Source organism: Paenarthrobacter sp. PH39-S1 (genome assembly GCF_030063245.1).
Lineage (GTDB): Bacteria > Actinomycetota > Actinomycetes > Actinomycetales > Micrococcaceae > Arthrobacter_M.
Genome location: NZ_JASISR010000086.1, coordinates 1 through 2595, shown reverse-complemented (window position 1 = coordinate 2595; position 2595 = coordinate 1). Strand labels below are relative to the sequence as shown.

Annotated in this window: 4 protein-coding genes; all 4 read left to right on the top strand. The window is 60.9% G+C overall.

Annotated features, from left to right (window positions below):
• Window positions 1-281, top strand: a 281-nt coding sequence (locus tag QMG52_RS21560; RefSeq protein WP_283562447.1) for a hypothetical protein, incomplete at its 5' end; no start/stop codon positions are given.
• Window positions 282-361: 80 nt separating this feature from the next.
• Window positions 362-799: a hypothetical protein gene (locus QMG52_RS21555; RefSeq protein WP_283562446.1), complete on the top strand. Its 438-nt coding sequence runs from the start codon at window positions 362-364 to the stop codon at window positions 797-799.
• Window positions 771-1601 carry a zeta toxin family protein gene (locus QMG52_RS21550; protein WP_283562445.1) on the top strand — a complete coding sequence of 277 codons (831 nt, stop codon included), beginning with the start codon at window positions 771-773 and terminating at the stop codon, window positions 1599-1601. The genes QMG52_RS21555 and QMG52_RS21550 overlap by 29 nt, the downstream gene beginning before the upstream one ends.
• 429 nt (window positions 1602-2030) lie before the next feature.
• Window positions 2031-2486: a hypothetical protein gene (locus QMG52_RS21545; protein WP_283562444.1), complete on the top strand. Its 456-nt coding sequence runs from the start codon at window positions 2031-2033 to the stop codon at window positions 2484-2486.
• Window positions 2487-2595: the final 109 nt, after the last annotated feature.

The following is a 2595-nucleotide window of genomic DNA, read 5'->3' as shown; positions in this document are numbered from 1 at the left end:
AAGGACCTGTCGTCAGCCTGACGCCGCCAACGAAGAACGTCAAGGACCAAACCAAGAAACCCAGAAAAATCAGGCCCGTCGTCAGGCAACGCGACCACCCACGGTCATCCACTGCGACGCGCAACACTTTGACGAGACGACACGGCGAAACCGTTTTCGTTATGGACGTGTTTTTTTCGAAGCCTGCTGCGCAGAATGTTCGAAAACGTCTGCAAGGGGTTTCGGTGTCCGGATGGGGAACCCTGAGTGGGGCACAGGGTACCGGCCGCCACCGGGACTGAGAGGGACGCCTCCGGAGGTACCGACAGTTGATTCATTGTGAATCAAGACGCTAGACTCGTAGGTGGAGAGGGGAGTAGGGATGATCACGATGGATAACGACCTTTCGGCCATGCATCGTCAGGCGCTTCAGCGCCAGGCGCGGGCGCGGGTGGATTTGCTCGATGAACTTCGTGCAGTTCAGAACGCATCACGGCGCGGGCTCACCCAGCGTGAAACAGCCGATATCCTTGCAACCAGCCAGGCCAAGGTCAACCGCATGCTCAAGGCCATCGAACGCCGTAACGCCGATCTGGCTCCCGACCCTGAAGAGATGATTCTCCGCGCCTTCGCGTATAACACGCCACGGCAGAAGCTCATAGCGGAGCTGAAGGCCTTTCCCTATACCTTCGGCCAGGACGCGCCGTATCCGCACGAGGGCCGGTTGCCGGGCACCTGGGACAGGGTCGTCACCGCACTGGCCCAGGGCCTCATTGATGAATCTGAATTCAATGAGGTCAGGTCGGCCATTGGCCGCTGACCGGGAAGAAGTGCACGCCGCGCTGACAGAGTTGTATCTGCCCGGGGGAGGCCTGAGTCAGGCACCGGCCGGGCTGGGTAGTTATTTCGATGACCTGTCCATTGTCCGCATCGCCCGCGCGTATATGAACCGCCAGAACGATGTAACAGCCGGCGGACATGCCGTGGTCGTGGCAGCCGGTCCTCCCGGTGCGGGAAAGACCCAGGCTCTTGGCACACTCGCGCTCAACGGGTACAGGGTCATTGACCCTGACGTCGCTAAGGATCTGATCCTCGAGGAAGCGGAGCGGGCCGGGCTGCTCACGTACCGGCACGCTTACGTCCTGCCCGACGGCCGGCCGGTGGGGATCCGGGAACTCGCCGCTCACATCCACCCGATTTCAACCAGGACAACCGACATCGTCCGACGGCTGGCACTGGCGTCAGGGGAAAACGTCATCATCGACGGCGCCCTGTCCTGGCAGCCGCTGGCCGGCCAATACATCACCGAGCTCTTCAATGCGGGCTACGAAGGCGTGGAGGTCGTCGACGTGGAGGCGCCCCTGGTAGTCGCCCTGGAGCGGGCCAAAAAACGCTGGTGGGCCGGACGGGCAGACGACCTGCTGATGGGCGGGCGTTTCATACCCGATCAGGTCATCGAGGTCATCTACTCAGGCCCAGCCGGTGAATCCTCCTGCGCAGCCAACGCACTCATGCTCGCTCAACGGGGCGCTGACGAACTGGGAAAAGGCGCACTGCGGCGCTTCGACGTCGATGCGGCAACCGGCGAGGTCCGACAAACCCTAGTCACCGCTTTCGGATAGCCGGGTGTGAAACTTGATCTGGACTTGGCCTTAGTCGTCCACCTATGCGGATATCCCGCATAGGTCGATGACGTCCTCACCGTCTGGATAGACCCCGAGGCAGCAAACGATTTGTTCGCGATCCTAGCGAACCGGGACCACCGGCTTCCCACCGTCATCGCATCCCAATCGGGATGTTTGCCTGGTGGGATAGCCTGTGGTGACTTGATGGCTAGCGAGGAGTATGCGTGAATCTCGGTGAGAAGCGCGGCCATGTGGAGCCGCCGTGTCCGGAGTGCCAATCCCGGGTGGTTGCCATTTGGGAGCGCCAAGACCGTCTGGGCAGCGCTGTGGCCGACTGGGCGATCCGTGGCCGGCGCTGCACCAATGACAAATGCCCTCTCCGGGATCTGGCGAGTGGTCCCTGTAGGTCCTGGGAAGTAGACACATATGGAAGGATCCTCTACGACAATCGAAGATGATGGCATCCCTGAGTCGGTCGCCCGCAAGCTGGACCGAGCCCGTGAGCACGTGTGCAACTTGACCGCTGAAGTCAGCGAGTATGTAGACGAGTGCTTGGCAGCGAGGCGTGAGGTTGAGAACGACGGTAAGGACCATCTGCTTGTTTGGGACAGGTTTTCGCTATTCCCGGCGCGCCTGGCGTTGATCATTGGTGATGCCGTCCATAACCTTCGGTCGGCTCTGGATCATCTCGTTGTTGCTTTGGTGAAAGCTGGGGCAGCTTCGTCAGGGGCAGGCTTGGCTGAGGAGGAAGAGCGAGTTCTTCAATATCCCGTCTGCGCTACTGAGGACAGCTTCAAAGCCGCCGTTCTCCGACGAAGATTGCGTCATGTGCCTTCGGCTGCGGTTGATTACATCCGAGGCATGCTGGCAAATACGGCGTGATGGTACGGCTAGTCCGGGTAGGTGGTACTGCTCGTTTCGGCTAGGGGGTACCGCTGGAGGTGGGGCTGTGGTCCTCTTGGGAAATGGGCGGCATATTCGGTGCGGCCGC